10 protein-coding genes, 4 tRNA genes and 3 rRNA genes are annotated in these 21,326 nt (G+C 47.0%); 16 read left to right on the forward strand and 1 reads right to left on the reverse strand.

The features are described 5' to 3' along the window. Positions 1-80: 80 nt before the first annotated feature. From CP943_RS03465 to tsaD, 15 genes are all read left to right on the forward strand, one after another. Positions 81-5,993 carry a SpaA isopeptide-forming pilin-related protein gene (locus tag CP943_RS03465; RefSeq protein WP_105980745.1) on the forward strand — a complete coding sequence of 1,971 codons (5,913 nt, stop codon included), beginning with the start codon at positions 81-83 and terminating at the stop codon, positions 5,991-5,993. 98 nt (positions 5,994-6,091) lie between these two features. Then, a complete protein-coding gene (locus CP943_RS03470; RefSeq protein ID WP_020450319.1) occupies positions 6,092-6,724 on the forward strand; it encodes a class A sortase in 633 nt (210 codons plus the stop codon). A 569-nt stretch (positions 6,725-7,293) separates the two neighbouring features. Further along, the gene (locus tag CP943_RS03480; RefSeq protein ID WP_020450321.1) at positions 7,294-8,715 is read left to right on the forward strand and encodes a sugar porter family MFS transporter; all 1,422 of its coding nucleotides are present in this window, start codon (positions 7,294-7,296) and stop codon (positions 8,713-8,715) included. Positions 8,716-9,322: 607 nt separating this feature from the next. Then, positions 9,323-9,399: transfer RNA gene (locus CP943_RS03485), tRNA-Arg, on the forward strand. A 12-nt stretch (positions 9,400-9,411) separates the two neighbouring features. Next, positions 9,412-9,485: transfer RNA gene (locus CP943_RS03490), tRNA-Gly, on the forward strand. A gap of 98 nt (positions 9,486-9,583) precedes the next feature. Further along, positions 9,584-11,133, forward strand: a 16S ribosomal RNA gene (locus CP943_RS03495). A 170-nt stretch (positions 11,134-11,303) separates the two neighbouring features. Further along, positions 11,304-14,233 (forward strand): 23S ribosomal RNA (locus CP943_RS03500). Positions 14,234-14,366: 133 nt separating this feature from the next. Continuing rightward, a 5S ribosomal RNA gene (gene rrf, locus CP943_RS03505) occupies positions 14,367-14,482 on the forward strand. The 16S, 23S and 5S rRNA genes sit together here with 4 tRNA genes alongside, the layout of an rRNA operon. Positions 14,483-14,494: 12 nt before the next feature. Further along, positions 14,495-14,571: transfer RNA gene (locus CP943_RS03510), tRNA-Met, on the forward strand. Positions 14,572-14,607: 36 nt separating this feature from the next. Next, positions 14,608-14,684 (forward strand) — tRNA-Asp (locus CP943_RS03515). Positions 14,685-14,880: 196 nt separating this feature from the next. Further along, the gene (gene thiL / locus CP943_RS03520) at positions 14,881-15,855 is read left to right on the forward strand and encodes a thiamine-phosphate kinase (protein WP_020450322.1); all 975 of its coding nucleotides are present in this window, start codon (positions 14,881-14,883) and stop codon (positions 15,853-15,855) included. A 17-nt stretch (positions 15,856-15,872) separates the two neighbouring features. Then, positions 15,873-16,349, forward strand: a complete 477-nt coding sequence (gene tsaE, locus CP943_RS03525) for a tRNA (adenosine(37)-N6)-threonylcarbamoyltransferase complex ATPase subunit type 1 TsaE (protein WP_020450323.1) — start codon at positions 15,873-15,875, stop codon at positions 16,347-16,349. Next, positions 16,330-17,019 (forward strand): tRNA (adenosine(37)-N6)-threonylcarbamoyltransferase complex dimerization subunit type 1 TsaB, encoded by a 690-nt coding sequence (gene tsaB, locus CP943_RS03530; RefSeq protein ID WP_020450324.1) that lies wholly within the window; start codon positions 16,330-16,332, stop codon positions 17,017-17,019. Before tsaE ends, tsaB begins: the two co-directional genes overlap by 20 nt. A 12-nt stretch (positions 17,020-17,031) precedes the next feature. Then, positions 17,032-17,490 carry a ribosomal protein S18-alanine N-acetyltransferase gene (gene rimI, locus CP943_RS03535; protein ID WP_023855532.1) on the forward strand — a complete coding sequence of 153 codons (459 nt, stop codon included), beginning with the start codon at positions 17,032-17,034 and terminating at the stop codon, positions 17,488-17,490. Beyond that, positions 17,480-18,505 (forward strand): tRNA (adenosine(37)-N6)-threonylcarbamoyltransferase complex transferase subunit TsaD, encoded by a 1,026-nt coding sequence (tsaD, locus tag CP943_RS03540; RefSeq protein ID WP_026578976.1) that lies wholly within the window; start codon positions 17,480-17,482, stop codon positions 18,503-18,505. Before rimI ends, tsaD begins: the two co-directional genes overlap by 11 nt. Positions 18,506-18,744: 239 nt before the next feature. Here the strand turns inward: tsaD and CP943_RS03545 are convergent, their stop codons facing one another. Beyond that, positions 18,745-20,670 carry an ABC-F family ATP-binding cassette domain-containing protein gene (locus tag CP943_RS03545; RefSeq protein WP_050821198.1) on the reverse strand — a complete coding sequence of 642 codons (1,926 nt, stop codon included), beginning with the start codon at positions 20,668-20,670 and terminating at the stop codon, positions 18,745-18,747. Between the two features lie 146 nt (positions 20,671-20,816). Here CP943_RS03545 and moaC point away from each other — a divergent pair, with 146 nt between their 5' ends. After that, positions 20,817-21,323: a cyclic pyranopterin monophosphate synthase MoaC gene (moaC, locus tag CP943_RS03550; RefSeq protein ID WP_105980746.1), complete on the forward strand. Its 507-nt coding sequence runs from the start codon at positions 20,817-20,819 to the stop codon at positions 21,321-21,323. Positions 21,324-21,326 lie beyond the last annotated feature (3 nt).

A 21,326-nucleotide genomic window follows, 5' to 3' on the forward strand; every position in this document is an offset into this window, starting at 1 on the left:
GAAAAGTATTTTCAGGGATTCATTTTCCAGGCTCAATCGATCCGTACACAAAAACATGATAAAAGGGGAGGAATCACAATTTGAGATCGAAAAAATATTCGTTCAGCCTCAGCAAAAAAAGAGGGCTGAAATCATTTTTGATCACTTGCCTGGCATTGTATTTGATCTTCAGTCAAGTTGTCGGCTTTACGCTGACGGCAGTGGCTGCCGGCACATCAACAGGGAGCAGCGTGTTTTTTGATTCAGTGACAATCAAAAACAGCGAAGATCAAACGGTTGACGGGTCAAAGGGAGACGACCCGGCATTAAAACCGGGTGACAAAGTGACACTCACATACGAGTGGGCGTTAAAAAACGATGAAGAAGCCGGCACCGAAAAAAGCTTCACTGTAGAGGTGCCTAAAAGCTTCGAATTCGCTCAGGATGCCAAGGGAGATGTGAAATCGGCAGATCAGCAGATCATCGGAAGCTATGAGGTGAAAGCGGACAGCAACATTTTGACCGTAACCTTGAACAGCACTGCAGAGGCAAAAGGGTCCATCACTCTGGAAGCAAAGTTTGCCGCTGCTGTGAAAAGCGGTACAAAAACGGTCACCGCTCTCTTTCAACTCGGAGCAGGTAAGACGCAGCAAGCAGTCATCCCTGTAAATACAGGCTCCGAATCGGAAACGGCGAAAAACGATTCTCCGTCATCTGAGGATGATCAGGCAGCAGCGGACGATCAATCAAAATCTTCAGGGGAGCAGGACGAAGAGGAAACGAAGACAAAAGCTGCTGGCACTGAGAGCAGCGATTCAAAACCGGCAGCATCTTCAAGACTAGCGGCAGCCGGGAGCCTTGCGTCCGGAGGTAATCAAATCACCCAAAATATTTTAACCGGCGTGACGCTGACAGATGAACACGGAAAGCCTTATGACAAAAGCAACCGGGCCGACACGAATTCTCCGGCAAAAATTTCAATCACTTGGGACATCCCGGATGAGCTCGGAAAGACGATAAATGACGGCGATCGCTATGAATTTGATCTGCCTGAAGCTTTCATTATGTACAACGATATTACGAATCAGCCATTAAGCTCAGGCGGTATCACGTACGGCTATTTTTCAATTGATACAAAAGGCCATGTTGTGATGACGTTTAATGGTGAAGTGAAAACAGATTCGAAGGTCAAAGGGACGTTATTTGTCAATACGCAGTTCAACGCGCAAAAAATAAAAGGATCGACGACTCAAAAGATTCCCTTCCCGGTGAAATCAGACACTCCGGAGGTAACGGTTTATTTTAAACCAAACGTAAGCAAAACCATCGATAAATCAGGAACTTTTGATAAAGGCATCAATCCGGGGCAAGTCACATGGACAGTCGACCTCAACAAAAAATTGGATCAAGTCAAAAATGCCAAGTTGACCGAGAACTTTCCGGAGGGGCTGATCTATCGTTCTGTCAAAGTTTATCAACTCGATGTCAACATAGATGGTTCAGTCAGCCAGGGAGATGAAGTTCTTTCAGGCTACACTGTAGACGCAAATGGGAATGTCACATTTGATGGTGAGATAGATTCGGCTTATCGCCTGATCTATGTGACGGACATCGATGACTCCGCAAAGCCGGACGAAGGCGGAAATGCTGCATTTACGAACGAGGCGACATTCGGCGGAGACAATCTGGAACCGGCTTCTGCAGAGGCCTCTGTCACAGCCAAATACGGGAAAATGATCGAAAAATCGTCGACAGGTTATAAAAGCGATTCACAGACTTTCAGCTGGACGATTTTATATAACTATGGTGAGAAGAAGATTGACGAATCCAAGGCGAGTATAACAGACTCGTTTGGTTCCGCTGATTTGCAGCTTGTTTCAGATTCCTTGAAGGTGATTCCGATTACCTTCAATCAGAACGGAAGTGAACAGGCGGGAACGTCTCTAACGGAAGGCAAAGACTATACGCTCTCCGATAATGGAAGCGGGTTTGAAATCAAATTTAACCAAAATGTTACCGGAGCTTACAAAATCACATATCAAACCGAGGTCAACAGCGGAGTGATCATCGATAAATCGACAACGTATACGAACACCGCAGTGACTGGAACAGGGGAATCAAAGAAAGCTTCAGGTACAGCCATTCAACAGAATTTGATAAAAGGCTATTCAAACATTGATTACAAGAATAAAACGGTCGATTGGACGATCGCAATCAACAAAAACAACTACACGATGAACAATTGGAAGTTGGATGATAATTTCGAAAGCGGCGGGCTCGCGCTCCTCGACGGATCATTCCGTCTTCAGGATGTGACGAATAACAAAACGCTTCAAGAAGGCAAAGACTATACATTGACAATAAAACCGGATCATGAAGGTTTTCTTCTGGAACTCATCGGAGATTATGCAACAACAAACAGCCAATTTAAGATCACTTATACGACGAATATGAATGCCGACTTTTCAAACGAAAATGTCAAAAACACGGCTGAATCAACCTGGACTGATCACAGCAGCACTGAACGCAAAAATAAGGAAACGAGCAGTTTTACACCGAATCGCCAGACATCCCACAACGGTTTCAAAAACGGCTCATATAACGCGGTTTCAAAAGAAATCACGTGGAAAATCGGCATCAACTATAATGGTGAGCCGTCAAAGAATCCTTATGTTAAAGATGCTTTAGCAGATGACCAGCAATTTGTTAAAGGTTCAGTGGTCGTCAAGAGCTATGCAGTCAATAAAGACGGTTCCATCACAGAAGGAGACATCCTGCCCGCTTCACAATATGATGTGGAGGAGCCGTCGGCTGACAATAAACAAACGCTGACTGTCCATTTGAAAACGGACGATTCCGTCCCGTATCTTATTGTATTTAAAACTTCGCTTAAAGGGCAGGTCATTAAGCGTGACCCTTACACCAACAAGGCGACGTACTATAATGCCGGATACTCAGAGCGTGAGTTGACGGCATCCGTTTCGGTCGCCGACGGAGGAAGCCTCGTTTTCAAAGGAGGCAAACAAAACGGAGGTTATGTCGATTGGAGTATTAATGTCAATGCGAGCCAGTCGGTATTGGAGGATGTAAAAGTCACCGATACTCCGGATACCAACCAAATTTTAGCTGAAGATTCTTTTAAAGTTTATCAAGCTAAATACGATGAAAAAGGTGCAGTCAAAGACAGCGGAGGAAATCTTGTCCCGGATGATGTTCAGCTTCAAAAAGGCGAAGACTATACACTGGACATCAAGACCGACAATGCAACCGGTGAACAATCATTTGTCCTGAAATTTACAGGTGATTACAAAAAAATCGACCGCGCCTATGTGATTCAATACCAATCATTAATCAATATTGCCGGCACGAGCGGTCATGTTCACAACAAAGTGTCGATTTCGGGAACGAATGTTCAGGAACAAACCCAGGAAAACAACAGCTCGGTCTTTGTTGCCGTTTCAAGCGGCGGCGGTTCAGGCTCAGGTGAAAGAGGCAGCCTGACAATCCTTAAAACGGGGGAAGGCGGCACACCGCTTTCTGGAGCAGATTTTCAATTGCGGACAAAAGATAATGAGCGGCTTCTGCGGACAGGAACGACTGACGACGACGGCAAGCTGACATTCGGTAATATCCGCTACGGGACTTACATTTTAAAAGAAATCAAGCCGCCTGACGGATATACGATCAGCGACGCTTATGCAGACGGGGTCTCCGTTGAGATTAACAGCAGCTCTTCCAGTGCCGGAGCGCTTTACAAAGTCGTGAATGAAAAGAATAAGGTGACGCTTATCAAACAAGACGAACAAAAGAATCCTTTGGAAGGAGCCGTGTTCAAGCTGGAGAAAAAATCCGGCGATGGCACCTTTACAACAATACGTACGAATATTAAGAGCAATGAGAACGGAAAAGTAGAAATCAACGGTTTACCGCCCGGCAATTATCGTTTGCTGGAAACGAAAGCTCCAGAAGGATATCTCTTAAATACAAAAGAAATCAGCTTCTCCGTCAAAACGAATGATAAGAATCAAGTACCTGACGTTGATTTAGGAACATTGATCAACTATAAAGGCAGAGCACATTTAACGAAAGAAGATGCAGAAGGCCGTCAATTAGAGGGGGCTGAATTCAAGCTCATTGATCATGAAGGCAAAACCGTTCATGAAAAGCTCACCTCAGATCAAGACGGGAAAATCGCGGTATCTGATCTTGCGCCTGGCCGCTATGCCTTTGTTGAAACCAAAGCGCCCGAGGGCTATGTGATAAACAGCAAGGCAATCGAGTTTACCATATCTGAATCGGCAAAAGAAAAACCGGAATCCGTGGACGCAGGCAAAGCCGTCAACTATAAAGGTTCGGTTTATTTGACAAAAGAGGATGCGGAAGGCCGTACGCTGAAGGGCGCTGAGTTTAAGATCGTTGATCATGAAGGCAACACCGTTCATGAAAAGCTCACTTCCGATGAAGACGGAAAAATCGCAGTTTCAGGCCTGGCGCCTGGGCACTATGCTTTCGTGGAAACGAAGGCGCCCGAGGGCTTTATGTTAAACAACGATCAAATAGAATTCACCATCCCGGGCTCAGCTGAAGGGAAACCGGAGCCGGTTGATGCAGGCGCCGCTGTTAATTATAAAGGCTCGGTTCATTTAACAAAAGAAGATGCGGGAGGCCACAAGCTTGAAGGAGCCGTTTTTAAGATCGCAGATCAAAACGGGAATACCGTACAGGAGGAACTGGTCTCAGATCGAAATGGAACTGTTACGGCTTCAGGCCTGGCGCCTGGGCGCTATGCTTTCGTAGAAACGAAAGCGCCTGATGGCTTTGTATTGAACAGCGGGAAAATAGAGTTTGTCATCCCGGATGCCGCTGAAGGAAAACCTGCCCCTGTAGATGCGGGTAAAGCCATCAACTACAAAGGTTCGGTTTATTTGCAGAAAGAAGATGAAGACGGCAATGGATTAGAAGGAGCCGTGTTTAAAATCATTGACAGCGAAGGCAAAACGGTCAAAGATGATTTGATCTCTAAAGAAGGCGGCAAAATCGAGGCTGGCGATTTGGCGCCGGGAAGCTATCAATTTGTTGAAAAACATGCGCCTGACGGTTACCTGCTGTCAACAGATCCGATCCCATTTTCCATTACCGGGAAACACGAAGGTGAGCCGAAACAGGTTAAACTGACGGCTCTCAACAAGAAAAACAGCGTTGTGCTCACAAAAGTCGGCCAGGATGACAAGAGCGCCGGACTTCAGGGAGCGCAGTTCGATTTGACAGATGAAACCGGCAAGGTGCTGAAAACCGGTTTGGCAACAGACGCAGACGGCCGGATCACAGTGTACGGTCTTAAGCCCGGTAACTACCAATTTGTCGAAACAAAAGCGCCTAAGCATTATCAATTGGATAAGACGCCAATATCGTTCACAGTCAAAAATACTGATACAAAGCCAATTGAAATGACTGCAGAGAATCAATTGACACCGGGCGATGCGAAACTGACGAAAGTGGACCGCAACGATAAAAAAGCTGTGTTGAAAGGAGCAGAATTCAAGCTGCTCGATGCCGATGGAAAGCCTGTTAAAGCCGCAGGCAACGGGAAAAAGCTGCCGGCAGTCTGGACTACAGATCAAAACGGTCAATTTATTGCGGAAGGTTTGGCACCTGGGCGCTATCAATTTGTCGAAACGAAGGCGCCTGACGGTTATAAGTTGGATGAAACGCCGATTCCTTTTGAAATTAAAAAAGGACAGTCAAAACCGGTCGAGATCACAGCATCCAATGAAAAGCTGAAAACGCCGGCTGTTGACAAAGGCACATCGAACCCGAATTCGGGAGACCCTAAAACAGATAACAAAGGCACACCGGACCGAAATTCGAACGGAGATCCTAAAGGTCATTTGAAAGATACGCTTCCGAAAACCGGTGATAGAGACAGCATCATTCCGATCATGATCGGCATCCTGCTGATTCTGTCTGGAGGAGTCTTCGCTTTCTACACAAGAAAGAAACAAAGAAAGGCGTAAACGAATCATTTATGCACCTGATCATGAAACCGGTCAGGTGCTTTTTTGAAAAACGGCATTCGTTCAATTGACATAAAGGTTAGAAAGGACTGTGGGACATGTATAAAAAAATGATCGTTGCCGTACTTGTCATATCAGGTATACTATTCGTCTTGTCTCCTTTTATTAAAGAAAGCATCATCATCAATCTCAGCAAGAATAAAAGTTTTGAATTGACTGCTGAACAGGCGGAACAAAACAATACGCAAAAGGCGTCATTTGATTTTGAAGCGATTCAGCCGCCTTCTTTTATGGAAGCAGTAAAAGCCGGCCTCGATCGTGAATCGAAAGCGGTCATCGGCCGGATCACCATAAGCAGCGTCAATATCAAGCTGCCGATATTGAAAGGCACAACCAATCAAAATCTTCTCTACGGAGCGACAACAATGCGTCCCGATCAGAAAATGGGCGAGGGCAACTACCCGTTGGCCGGACATCATATGAAGCGGGAGAACCTCTTATTCGGCCCTCTTATCCACATTAAAAAAGGGGACACCGTTAAAATCACAGACTTTAAAAAAGACTATATATACACTGTGACATCCAAACAATTCATTTCTGAAACGGACACAGATGTGATTCAAGAGACGAAAGAAAAAGAAATTACGCTGATGACATGTGACAAAGCCGTGAGAACCGAAGGGCGCCTTGCGGTTAAAGGAAAGCTGATTCATGTTGCTGTTCACAGATAATTGAAATGTCCGCTGCAGGCAGGAAAAAATACTGAGGGAAAGCCCCTTGGTATTTTTTTATTGGGACTAAAATTCTACACATCACAAAAAAGTGACAAAAAGATCACTATGAAATGACAATAGTGAAAAAATGCTGATAAATAATAAAAAAAGAAATGAAATTATGTGAGTTGGATGGAATTCCTATCATAACGCCATTAATTACGCTTTTTAAAATGAAAAAAAGATAAATTTTCTGAAATTTATGTTGACTGAAAGCGCTTTTAAAATTATGATAATATCAGACATAACAAAGATATACCAAAAACATAACTATAATCTAACAATGTATTTAAACGGCATATAAATGAAAGCGATTCCAAAATATTCCGTGGTAGGCAATTGGTTGTGCGGAAGCTTTGGCTTCCATCAAAATAAAATTTTCAATTTTCTGTTAAGGGGGTGGTTGGCGAAACTTTCGAAAGTTGGGAATGAGTCTTTTGGGAAAAGAAATGAGCTCCTTTTAAGGATGTTTTCGAAAACCTTTGGAAATAAATCAATTTTTAAAAACAAAGGCGGGGGAAATCAATATGAATGAACAGGGAAATCAGAAATCATTTTTACGTACTATTATTTTAGTCTCGACGTTCGGTGGACTTCTATTCGGATATGACACCGGAGTGATCAACGGAGCTTTGCCTTATATGTCTGAAGGAGATCAGCTGAACCTGACTGCCTTTACAGAAGGGCTGGTCGCAAGTTCGCTTCTCCTGGGAGCGGCATTGGGGGCGGTATTCGGCGGAAGGCTCTCCGATTATATCGGGCGCCGCAAAAACATCATTTTTCTAGCTGTGCTTTTCTTTTTCTCGACGCTCGGATGTACGCTTGCGCCTGATGTGACGATTATGGTCATCTCTCGGTTCCTGCTTGGAGTTGCTGTAGGAGGAGCATCTGTTACGGTACCGACTTACTTGGCTGAAATGTCTCCTTCAGAGAAAAGGGGACGAATGGTTACCCAAAATGAATTAATGATTGTCTCCGGACAGCTCTTGGCATTTACTTTCAATGCCATCCTCGGAACCACAATGGGGGATAGTTCCCATGTTTGGCGTTACATGCTGGCCATTGCCGCAGTCCCGGCTGTGTTCTTGTTCTTTGGTATGCTGAGAATGCCCGAAAGTCCGCGCTGGCTTGTCTCTAAAGGGAAAAATGAAGCGGCGCTGGGCGTTCTGAAAAGAATCCGCGAGGAAAAAAGGGCGCATTCGGAAGTTGCTGAAATCGAAGCTGCGGTCATGAAAGAATCTGAAATGAAAAAAGCGAATTATAAGGATTTGGCTGTTCCATGGGTGCGCCGAATCGTATTTCTCGGAATCGGGATCGCTGTCGTTCAGCAGATTACCGGCGTAAACTCTATCATGTATTACGGTACAGAAATACTCAAAAATGCCGGATTTGAAACAAAAGCTGCACTTATCGGAAATATTGCAAACGGTGTCATTTCAGTTTTGGCGACATTCGTGGGGATTTGGCTTTTAGGGAAGGTCGGGCGCAGACCGATGCTGTTGACCGGTTTAATAGGGACGACCTCAGCTTTGCTGCTGATCGGCATCTTCTCAAACGCCCTTCAAGGTTCAGCTGCTCTTCCGTATGTCGTACTTACGCTGACAGTAACCTTTCTTGCATTCCAGCAAGGTGCTATTTCTCCTGTAACATGGCTCATGCTTTCTGAAATATTCCCGCTTCGCGTTCGCGGTCTAGGGATGGGCGTCACCGTGTTTTGTTTGTGGATCGTCAATTTCTTTGTCGGATTTTCATTCCCGATATTGCTTGATGCGATTGGACTGTCATCGACATTCTACATTTTTGTCGGACTTGGACTTCTTTCCATTGCATTCGTGAAAAAATTCCTTCCTGAAACAAAAGGTCTCACACTTGAACAGCTTGAGCATAATTTCCGCAACTACAAATCGGAAAAAGCACCAAGCGACGCGAGCGCTAAAATCAGCGGATGACAATTTTGCCGAGGGACATACAGGTCGAGTCCCATCGGTGTACAATATAGATGAAGGATTTGAAGTTTGCAGGCAGAAATCTTCCTATAACAAGATTTCTGCCTGTATTTTTGTATACGATGCGGAAAAGCAGCCTATTGGAGGCGCCTTTAGGATATCTTAAAAGCCGTTCGTAAAATAAAAGCTTCATTAAATGATCGTGCAAGAGTGATGTCGAAGTTAACGATTTAGAGCTTCGGTTCCGTATATAACTTGATGAAGCGGGGAACATTCAATAAAACATCACATAAGATGAAAAGGGCAGGTAAAACGTCATCTATTATGAATGGCTGTAAGCATAATTTTTTTAGAAGTATAAAAAAACGAAAAAAGTGTTGACGGATGAATTGAAGGCATGATATATTATTATTCGTCGCTAAGACAACGAAGTTACAACTTCGAAATGCCGATATAATATTCATCATTTAAAGGGTGTACAAAAACCTTAAAATGTGTATAATGGATAAAGTCGAAACAAAAAAGCTTCATCCTTTCGGTAGAAAAACTTCAAAAAAACTTCTTGACTTTAACTGATATTCATAGTATTATAGTTAAGTCGCCTGATGAAGCGCCCGTAGCTCAATTGGATAGAGCGTTTGACTACGGATCAAAAGGTTAGGGGTTCGACTCCTCTCGGGCGCGCCATATATTCGCAATGCGGGTGTAGTTTAGTGGTAAAACCTCAGCCTTCCAAGCTGATGTCGTGAGTTCGATTCTCATCACCCGCTCCAATTTTAGAATGATCTTTGAAAACTAAACAAGACAAAACGTACCTGTTAATTCATTTTTTATAAATCGCACAGCGATGTGCGTAGTCAGTCAAACTACTTTATCGGAGAGTTTGATCCTGGCTCAGGACGAACGCTGGCGGCGTGCCTAATACATGCAAGTCGAGCGGACAGATGGGAGCTTGCTCCCTGATGTTAGCGGCGGACGGGTGAGTAACACGTGGGTAACCTGCCTGTAAGACTGGGATAACTCCGGGAAACCGGGGCTAATACCGGATGCTTGATTGAACCGCATGGTTCAATTATAAAAGGTGGCTTTTAGCTACCACTTACAGATGGACCCGCGGCGCATTAGCTAGTTGGTGAGGTAACGGCTCACCAAGGCAACGATGCGTAGCCGACCTGAGAGGGTGATCGGCCACACTGGGACTGAGACACGGCCCAGACTCCTACGGGAGGCAGCAGTAGGGAATCTTCCGCAATGGACGAAAGTCTGACGGAGCAACGCCGCGTGAGTGATGAAGGTTTTCGGATCGTAAAACTCTGTTGTTAGGGAAGAACAAGTACCGTTCAAATAGGGCGGTACCTTGACGGTACCTAACCAGAAAGCCACGGCTAACTACGTGCCAGCAGCCGCGGTAATACGTAGGTGGCAAGCGTTGTCCGGAATTATTGGGCGTAAAGCGCGCGCAGGCGGTTTCTTAAGTCTGATGTGAAAGCCCCCGGCTCAACCGGGGAGGGTCATTGGAAACTGGGGAACTTGAGTGCAGAAGAGGAGAGTGGAATTCCACGTGTAGCGGTGAAATGCGTAGAGATGTGGAGGAACACCAGTGGCGAAGGCGACTCTCTGGTCTGTAACTGACGCTGAGGCGCGAAAGCGTGGGGAGCGAACAGGATTAGATACCCTGGTAGTCCACGCCGTAAACGATGAGTGCTAAGTGTTAGAGGGTTTCCGCCCTTTAGTGCTGCAGCAAACGCATTAAGCACTCCGCCTGGGGAGTACGGTCGCAAGACTGAAACTCAAAGGAATTGACGGGGGCCCGCACAAGCGGTGGAGCATGTGGTTTAATTCGAAGCAACGCGAAGAACCTTACCAGGTCTTGACATCCTCTGACAACCCTAGAGATAGGGCTTCCCCTTCGGGGGCAGAGTGACAGGTGGTGCATGGTTGTCGTCAGCTCGTGTCGTGAGATGTTGGGTTAAGTCCCGCAACGAGCGCAACCCTTGATCTTAGTTGCCAGCATTCAGTTGGGCACTCTAAGGTGACTGCCGGTGACAAACCGGAGGAAGGTGGGGATGACGTCAAATCATCATGCCCCTTATGACCTGGGCTACACACGTGCTACAATGGGCAGAACAAAGGGCAGCGAAGCCGCGAGGCTAAGCCAATCCCACAAATCTGTTCTCAGTTCGGATCGCAGTCTGCAACTCGACTGCGTGAAGCTGGAATCGCTAGTAATCGCGGATCAGCATGCCGCGGTGAATACGTTCCCGGGCCTTGTACACACCGCCCGTCACACCACGAGAGTTTGTAACACCCGAAGTCGGTGAGGTAACCTTTTGGAGCCAGCCGCCGAAGGTGGGACAGATGATTGGGGTGAAGTCGTAACAAGGTAGCCGTATCGGAAGGTGCGGCTGGATCACCTCCTTTCTAAGGATATTATACGGAATATAAGACCTTGCGGTCTTATAGACAGGTACGTTTAGATCTTGTTTAGTTTTGAAGGATCATTCCTTCAAAACGTGTTCTTTGAAAACTAGATAACAGTAGACATCACATTCAATTAGTAAGCAAGATATCACGTAGTGATTCTTTTTAACGGTTAAGTTAGAAAGGGCGCACGGTGGATGCCTTGGCACTAGGAGCCGATGAAGGACGGGACGAACACCGATATGCTTCGGGGAGCTGTAAGCAAGCTTTGATCCGGAGATTTCCGAATGGGGAAACCCACTGCTCGTAATGGAGCAGTATCCATATCTGAATTCATAGGATATGAGAAGGCAGACCCGGGGAACTGAAACATCTAAGTACCCGGAGGAAGAGAAAGCAAATGCGATTCCCTGAGTAGCGGCGAGCGAAACGGGAACAGCCCAAACCAAGAGGCTTGCCTCTTGGGGTTGTAGGACACTCTGTACGGAGTTACAAAGGAACGAGGTAGATGAAGAGGTCTGGAAAGGCCCGCCATAGGAGGTAACAGCCCTGTAGTCAAAACTTCGTTCTCTCCTGAGTGGATCCTGAGTACGGCGGAACACGTGAAATTCCGTCGGAATCCGGGAGGACCATCTCCCAAGGCTAAATACTCCCTAGTGACCGATAGTGAACCAGTACCGTGAGGGAAAGGTGAAAAGCACCCCGGAAGGGGAGTGAAAGAGATCCTGAAACCGTGTGCCTACAAGTAGTCAGAGCCCGTTAACGGGTGATGGCGTGCCTTTTGTAGAATGAACCGGCGAGTTACGATCCCGTGCAAGGTTAAGTTTGAAAAGACGGAGCCGCAGCGAAAGCGAGTCTGAATAGGGCGCATGAGTACGTGGTCGTAGACCCGAAACCAGGTGATCTACCCATGTCCAGGGTGAAGTTCAGGTAACACTGAATGGAGGCCCGAACCCACGCACGTTGAAAAGTGCGGGGATGAGGTGTGGGTAGGGGTGAAATGCCAATCGAACCTGGAGATAGCTGGTTCTCTCCGAAATAGCTTTAGGGCTAGCCTCAAGGTAAGAGTCTTGGAGGTAGAGCACTGATTGGACTAGGGGCCCCTACCGGGTTACCGAATTCAGTCAAACTCCGAATGCCAAAGACTTATCCTTGGGAGTCAGACTGCGAGTGATAAGATCCGTAGTCGAAAGGGAAACAGCCCAGACCGCCAGCTAAGGTCCCAAAGTATACGTTAAGTGGAAAAGGATGTGGAGTTGCTTAGACAACCAGGATGTTGGCTTAGAAGCAGCCACCATTTAAAGAGTGCGTAATAGCTCACTGGTCGAGTGACTCTGCGCCGAAAATGTACCGGGGCTAAACGTATCACCGAAGCTGCGGACTGTTCTTACGAACAGTGGTAGGAGAGCGTTCTAAGGGCTGTGAAGCGAGACCGGAAGGACTCGTGGAGCGCTTAGAAGTGAGAATGCCGGTATGAGTAGCGAAAGAGGGGTGAGAATCCCCTCCACCGAATGCCTAAGGTTTCCTGAGGAAGGCTCGTCCGCTCAGGGTTAGTCGGGACCTAAGCCGAGGCCGAAAGGCGTAGGCGATGGACAACAGGTTGATATTCCTGTACCACCTCCTCACCATTTGAGCAATGGGGGGACGCAGGAGGATAGGGTAAGCGCGGTATTGGATATCCGCGTCCAAGCAGTTAGGCTGGGAAATAGGCAAATCCGTTTCCCGTAAGGCTGAGCTGTGATGGCGAGCGAAATATAGTAGCGAAGTTCCTGATTCCACACTGCCAAGAAAAGCCTCTAGCGAGGTGAGAGGTGCCCGTACCGCAAACCGACACAGGTAGGCGAGGAGAGAATCCTAAGGTGATCGAGAGAACTCTCGTTAAGGAACTCGGCAAAATGACCCCGTAACTTCGGGAGAAGGGGTGCTCTGTTAGGGTGCAAGCCCGAGAGAGCCGCAGTGAATAGGCCCAGGCGACTGTTTAGCAAAAACACAGGTCTCTGCGAAGCCGTAAGGCGAAGTATAGGGGCTGACGCCTGCCCGGTGCTGGAAGGTTAAGAGGAGCGCTTAGCGTAAGCGAAGGTGCGAATTGAAGCCCCAGTAAACGGCGGCCGTAACTATAACGGTCCTAAGGTAGCGAAATTCCTTGTCGGGTAAGTTCCGACCCGCACGAAAGGCGCAACGATCTGGGCACTGTCTCAACGAGAGACTCGGTGAAATTATAGTACCTGTGAAGATGCAGGTTACCCGCGACAGGACGGAAAGACCCCGTGGAGCTTTACTGCAGCCTGATATTGAATGTTGGTACAGCTTGTACAGGATAGGTAGGAGCCTTGGAAACCGGAGCGCCAGCTTCGGTGGAGGCATCGGTGGGATACTACCCTGGCTGTATTGACCTTCTAACCCGCCGCCCTTATCGGGCGGGGAGACAGTGTCAGGTGGGCAGTTTGACTGGGGCGGTCGCCTCCTAAAAGGTAACGGAGGCGCCCAAAGGTTCCCTCAGAATGGTTGGAAATCATTCGCAGAGTGTAAAGGCACAAGGGAGCTTGACTGCGAGACCTACAAGTCGAGCAGGGACGAAAGTCGGGCTTAGTGATCCGGTGGTTCCGCATGGAAGGGCCATCGCTCAACGGATAAAAGCTACCCCGGGGATAACAGGCTTATCTCCCCCAAGAGTCCACATCGACGGGGAGGTTTGGCACCTCGATGTCGGCTCATCGCATCCTGGGGCTGTAGTCGGTCCCAAGGGTTGGGCTGTTCGCCCATTAAAGCGGTACGCGAGCTGGGTTCAGAACGTCGTGAGACAGTTCGGTCCCTATCCGTCGCGGGCGCAGGAAATTTGAGAGGAGCTGTCCTTAGTACGAGAGGACCGGGATGGACGCACCGCTGGTGTACCAGTTGTTCTGCCAAGGGCATCGCTGGGTAGCTATGTGCGGACGGGATAAGTGCTGAAAGCATCTAAGCATGAAGCCCCCCTCAAGATGAGATTTCCCATTCCGCAAGGAAGTAAGATCCCTGAAAGATGATCAGGTTGATAGGTCTGAGGTGGAAGTGTGGCGACACATGGAGCTGACAGATACTAATCGATCGAGGACTTAACCTAAATGTTTGTGAATTGTCTGACCGTTATCTAGTTTTGAGAGAATGCCTCTCAAAAGCCAAAGGCAAGGAAACTCGGCTAAAGGCCCTCACATCCTGTGAGGAACGCCCAGTACCTTCGTCCTGAAGGCAAATAGTTTGGTGGCGATAGCGAAGAGGTCACACCCGTTCCCATGCCGAACACGGAAGTTAAGCTCTTCAGCGCCGATGGTAGTTGGGGGATTCCCCCTGTGAGAGTAGGACGCCGCCAAGCTGTTTATATTATCGCGGGGTGGAGCAGTTCGGTAGCTCGTCGGGCTCATAACCCGAAGGTCGCAGGTTCAAATCCTGCCCCCGCAACCAAATCTAATTTCCATACAAAGAAAATAAATAAAAAGTGGTCCGGTAGTTCAGTTGGTTAGAATGCCTGCCTGTCACGCAGGAGGTCGCGGGTTCGAGTCCCGTCCGGACCGCCATGTTGTACACAAACGAAATCTTTGAGGTTTTCGTTTTTTTTTATGTCTTCTTTCAGGTCTATGCTGAAAACTTGGCTTCATCGGCGTTTTTCACAATGTTTGCCGAGTTTCTTTATTTCTTGGATAATTGGTGAGAATTCGATAAACTAATGATAGTGTTTTGATTGGTTGCAACAGCAAAGGAGCAAATGATCTTATGGACGAATTTGAATTGATTCAAAGGATTACGCCCCGTTCGCTTTTTCACCGAGAAATAGAGATCGGTATTGGGGACGATGCCGCTGTTTATCATACAAAGAACGGTTATCAGGAGATTGTTGCGGTCGATACGATGGTCGACGGTATTCATTTTTTATCATCCCATTCATCGCCTGCCGATATCGGATATAAAGCATTGGCTGTGAATATTAGTGATATTGCCGCGATGGGAGGCAGCCCCAAGTATTATCTTGTGTCCATTGCTGTTCCTTCCGGCTGGCACGCGGTGGATATTGAAGCCATGTATGAAGAAATGAATAAACTGGCGACACTATATCAAATGGACTTAATCGGCGGTGACACCGTATCTGCCAACGGGCCGCTCGTTTTGACCGTAACAGTAATCGGCGAGATTGAAAAGGGCAGAACTTGTTTAAGAAGCCATGCCGAACCCGGGGATGTCGTTTTTGTGACGGGAGAACTTGGCTCATCTGCTGCCGGTCTGGCTTTTATATTGGGCCAAGCAGAGATGAAAGACGAGAAGCAGTCTCAATATTTTATAGAGCGGCACAAGAGGCCTTTGCCGAGAGTTGAGGCAGGTTTGCTCTGTTCAGGCTATCATCATGTGGCACTTAATGATATCAGCGACGGGCTTGCCAGCGAATTAAATGAAATTGCCGAAGCGAGCCGTGTTTCCATTGACATATATAAAGAGATGATTCCGGTCCATTCGGATTTACATACACTGCACACAAAATGGGAAGAGTGGGTCCTTTTCGGCGGCGAGGATTTTGAACTCGTCGGTACGATTTCTAATGATCAATGGGAACGTTTTAGTCAGGAATGCTCTGAACGTCATGTGCCGGTTTATCAAATCGGCCGCGTCACACAACAAGGGCAGGCGGACGTGTTTTATCATAATGGACAGGACCGCGTTCTTCTCGAAAAAAAAGGATATAACCATTTTAAATAAGACAGGTGACAAGTAAAGTGAAAACGTTAGAGTGGAAAACGACAGAGCCTGAAGAGACAAAAAACATTGCCAGACTGGCAGCAAAGTATGTTCTGCCCGGTGATGTCATCACATTGGAGGGCGACCTTGGAGCAGGCAAAACGACTTTTACAAAAGGATTTGCCGAAGGGCTCGGAATCAAGCGGGTTGTCAGCAGCCCGACTTTTACCATTATCAAAGAATACCGGGACGGCTCTCTTCCGCTGTTTCATATGGATGTTTACAGAATGGAAGATGAAACGGAAGATCTCGGATTAGATGAATATTTTGAGGGAGACGGCGTCTGCCTTGTGGAATGGGCGCATTTGATTGAGGAGCAGCTTCCGAAAGAGCGCCTAGAGGTGGTCATTAAGCGGCTTGGCGATGATGAACGAAAGCTGACCTTTACCCCTAAAGGCAGCCGCTACGAAAATCTTTGCGAGGAGATCAGCAAACATGACGATACTTGCGATTGATACATCCAATTTAACGCTCGGCGTGGCATTAGTTAAAGACGGAAAAGTGATAGCCGAGCATATATCCCACTTAAAGAAAAACCATTCAGTCAGAGCTATGCCGGCGATCGACGAACTCCTTAAAGAGTGCGGTTTAGAGCCGAATGACCTGACCCAAATTGCAGTTGCCAAAGGTCCGGGTTCATATACAGGCGTGCGGATCGGTGTTACGATTGCCAAAACGCTTGCATGGTCATTAAATATTCCGATTAAAACCGTTTCAAGCCTTGAAGTGCTGGCGGCAAACGGCCGTTTTTTCCAAGGCTTGATTTGTCCGTTGTTTGATGCCAGACGCGGTCAGGTTTATACGGGACTATACCAGTATAGGGACGGTAAACTGCATGGCTTGGAAGAGGACCAAAACATTCTGCTTGAGGATTGGCTTAAAAAACTGAAAGCCATGGATCAGCAAGTCCTTTTCATAGGAAGTGACACAGAGATTCATCAGGAGATGATCGAACAGATTCTCGGTGAACAAGCGGTCATTGCTGGCCCTGCCCTGCAGCTTCCACGACCTTCAGAATTGGCTTTAATCGGAGAACTTAAAGAGGCCGAGCCTGTGCACAGCGTTGTTCCAAACTATATTCGTCTGGCCGAAGCCGAGGCCGTCTGGCTTGAAAAACAAAAGTAAACGGGTGAAGCCATGAACACGCAAATGGTCATACGCGATATGAATCCAAAAGATTTGGACCAGGTTTTTGAAATTGAAAAAAGCTCTTTTTCTTCTCCGTGGAAAAAAGAATCTTTTCATCATGAGCTTTTTCACAATATGTATGCTCATTACCTCGTTCTCGAAGTTGAGGAGCAAGTTGTCGGCTACTGCGGGATTTGGATCGTCATGGATGATGCCCAGATCACCAACATTGCCGTTTCACCTGCATATCGGGGCCGCCGTTTAGGAGAAGCTCTTTTGAAAGCCGCGATGAAGCTTTGCCGGATGAAAAAGGCGGTTCAGCTTTCTTTAGAGGTAAGGGTATCGAATCATATTGCACAAAGCTTATACAAAAAGCTCGGCTTTGAGCCGGGAGGAATTCGTAAAAATTATTATACCGATAATGGGGAAGATGCATTATTAATGTGGGTGAGACTAAATGAATCATAAAAAAGATCTGTATGTATTAGGAATCGAAACAAGCTGTGATGAGACGGCCGCCGCGATTGTCAAAAACGGAACGGATATCATTTCAAATGTCGTAGCGTCGCAAATCGAAAGTCATAAACGGTTTGGCGGCGTTGTTCCCGAGATCGCATCAAGGCATCACGTGGAACAGATGACGATCGTGCTTGAGGAAGCCTTTGCACAAGCGGACATGACATTTGATGACATTGATGCCATCGCAGTAACGGAAGGACCGGGGCTTGTCGGCGCTTTATTGATCGGCGTGAATGCCGCGAAAGCGCTCAGTTTTGCCCGGGGCATACCGCTCGTAGGCATTCATCACATTGCCGGTCACATCTATGCCAACAGACTTGTTCAGGACATTCAATTTCCGGCGATTGCCCTTGTCGTCTCAGGCGGCCACACCGAACTCGTGTATATGAAAGAGCACGGCTCATTTGAAGTCATCGGAGAGACGCTCGACGATGCGGCAGGCGAAGCCTATGACAAAGTGGCGAGAACGATGGGGCTTCCTTATCCGGGAGGACCTCACATTGACAAACTTGCGCAAAAAGGCGAGGCAAATGTGCCGCTGCCGCGCGCATGGCTTGAAGAAGGCTCTTATCATTTCAGCTTCAGCGGATTGAAATCTGCAGTCATCAACACGCTTCACAACGCTTCACAAAAAGGTGAAACGATAGCTCCGGAAGATTTGTCAGCCAGCTTTCAGGAAAGCGTCATTGATGTCCTTGTCACAAAAACGGAACGCGCTGCGAAAGCTTATGGCGTCAAACAGGTGCTGCTTGCCGGAGGAGTTGCTGCAAACAAAGGGTTGAGAGCGGCGCTTGAAAAAACGTTCAGCAGCCATCCGGAGATTGAGCTTTTGATCCCGCCGCTTTCGCTGTGTACGGACAATGCCGCGATGATTGCCGCCGCAGGTACGGTTGCTTTTGAAAAAGGAATCAGAGGAAAATATGATATGAACGGTCAGCCTGGCTTAGATCTGACGTCTTATTAAAACCTCACGCTCTGTGAGGTTTTTTTGCCCGGGAATAGTTATTAACAGGTTATTAACATATATCCACAGTCTTGTGTATAATGTTAAAAACCTTAATTTACAGACCTTTTTTACCTGTTAATAATGTGTATAAATATTATGTTTTTTGTGGATATTGTGGGTAAATCGCTTTCTTTCTTTTAAATAAAGGATTTTAATTGTGGACAAAAAAACCGCTCCGGCTTGGAGCGGTTCATCCTTTATTCATTTGTAGAGAGTGTTTCCCATTCTGTTAACAGTTGTTCAAGCTCCTCATTCAGCCGTTCATTTTCAGAGTGGATTTCCTGGACCTTCTCATGGTCTTGGAAGACGGCGGGGTCACACAGGAGCTCCTCATTTTTTTCGATCTGTTCTTCAATGTCCGTAATTCTTGTTTCGATTTCTTCAATCCTTCGCTGCCGCTGGCGTTCTTTTCTTTTCAGCTCTTTTTCTTCCTCATAGCTCTTTTTTGCGCCAGGTTTTTCGGAAGCGTTTTTCTGATGCTCTTCCGTCTGTTTTTCTAGTTCTTTCAGTTCAAGCTGCTGCGCTTTTTTTTCTGTGTAATAATCGTAGTCGCCTAAATATTCTTCTGCTTTGTCGCGGGAAAGCTCCAGTACTTTTGTCGCGATCCGGTTGATAAAATAGCGGTCATGGGACACAAATAATATCGTTCCCGGGTAATCGATCAAAGCGTTCTCCAAGACTTCCTTGCTGTCCAGGTCGAGATGGTTTGTCGGCTCATCAAGAATAAGGAAGTTCGCTTTTTGGAGCATCAGCTTGGCGAGGGCAAGCCTTGCTTTTTCGCCGCCGCTTAACGCGTGTACAGGTTTTAATACGTCTTCTCCCGAAAACAGGAAGTTGCCGAGGCAGGTCCGGATATCCTTTTCATTCATTTCCGGATAATCGTCCCAAAGCTCGTCAAGCACGCGTTTTGACGACGTCAATTCAGCCTGTTCCTGGTCATAGTAGCCGATTGAGACATGGGAGCCTGTCGCGATTGTTCCCGATACCGGCTGCAGCTTTTGAATCAATGCTTTTAAAAGGGTTGACTTGCCGATTCCGTTCGGTCCGACCAGTGCAACGCTTTCCCCGCGGGTGATGTGAAAGTTCAATGAACGGAGAAGCGGGGGCTGCTCCTGATAGCTTACTGTCAAGCCTTCCACCCGCAGTACATCGTTTCCGCTTTGCCTTGTAATTTCAAAGCGGAAAGACGCCGACTTTTCATCTCCGAGCGGTTTGTCCATGATCTCCATCCGTTCAAGCTGCTTTCGTCTGCTCTGCGCCCGTTTCGTCGTCGAAGCTCTAGCCAGATTCCGGTCGACGAACTCCTGCAGCTTGGCGATTTCGTCCTGCTGCTTTTCATAAAGCTTTGTTTCCTTTTCCAGCTGTTCGGCTTTTAATTGGAGATAAGAGCTGTAGTTCCCGGTATATTTTTTGCTTTGGGACCGGCTGATCTCGTAAACTTGGGTAACCACTTTGTCAAGAAAGTACCTGTCATGGGAAACGATTAAAATCGCTCCGCTGTAATTTTGCAAATATTGTTCAAGCCATGTCAGGGTATCGATATCCAAGTGGTTTGTCGGTTCGTCCAAAATGAGGAGGTCGGGTTTTGTCAAAAGCATTTTTCCGAGGGCAAGCCTTGTTTTTTGACCTCCGCTTAAGTCCTGGACGCGGACGGAGTCGTCAAATCCCGCAAAGCCGAGCCCGTGCATGACGGATCTGACCTCTGCCTCATATTGGTAGCCGCCTTTGTCCTTGAACTCCTGCTGAAGCCTGTCATACGTCTTCATCAATGATTCAAGCATGTCCGGTCCGGCCTGCGCCATCTTTTCCTCGATCGCGCGCATTTCTTGTTCCATTTTTTTCAGAAAATCAAATACCGACAGCAATTCCTCTTTGAGCGTCAGCTTGGAATCGAGGCCGGAATGCTGGTCAAGGTAGCCCATCGTCAAATCTTTCGGCTTGATGATGTCCCCCTTTTCATATGAAAGTTTTCCTGCGATAATCTTTAGAAGAGTCGATTTTCCGGCGCCGTTGCGTCCGACGATCGCAATCCGGTCCCGAGATCTGACTTCGAGTTTTATATTCGTTAAAATCGTATCGGCTCCAAACGATTTTGAAAGTTGGTTCACTTGTAAAATCATCATGATCTTTCACCTCTTGTCTGCTATTTTAAGTGTAGCCTATCACTGCGCAGTCAGCAAACAATTAAGTGAAGTCTGGAAGATTTTAGCCAAAGAAAAAGACAGAATGAAAAAAATAGTGTATGATCGTTATAAGGAGAGTTCAGAACATGAATGAGTTTACACATTTTAATGAACAAGGCAGAGCCAAGATGGTTGATATAAGCGAAAAGGAAGCTTCAGTACGCACAGCTGCGGCTGTTTCAAGCGTGTCTATGAATCGAACAGTACATGAAAAAATCAAAAACCGGGAAATCGGAAAAGGCGATGTATTGTCGGTGGCGCAAGTGGCCGGAATCATGGCCGCAAAACAGACATCCGCCATCATCCCGATGTGCCATCCGATCGCTCTGAAAGGAGTCGACATCGCCTTTCGCTGGGAGGAGAAAGAACAGAAGAGCATCCTGCATATTCAATCTAAAGTGAAGACCAAAGGGAGCACAGGTGTGGAAATGGAAGCGTTAACTTCGGTCTCCGTATGTGCGCTGACCGTATATGACATGTGCAAAGCGGCGGATAAGGGAATGGTGATAGGACCGACCTTTCTTCTCGAAAAGACAGGCGGGAAAAACGGTGACTATAAAAGGGAAAAAGCTGATGTAGACATGGAGGATTAGTTT

Source organism: Bacillus paralicheniformis (assembly GCF_002993925.1).
Taxonomy (GTDB): Bacteria; Bacillota; Bacilli; order Bacillales; family Bacillaceae; genus Bacillus; species Bacillus paralicheniformis.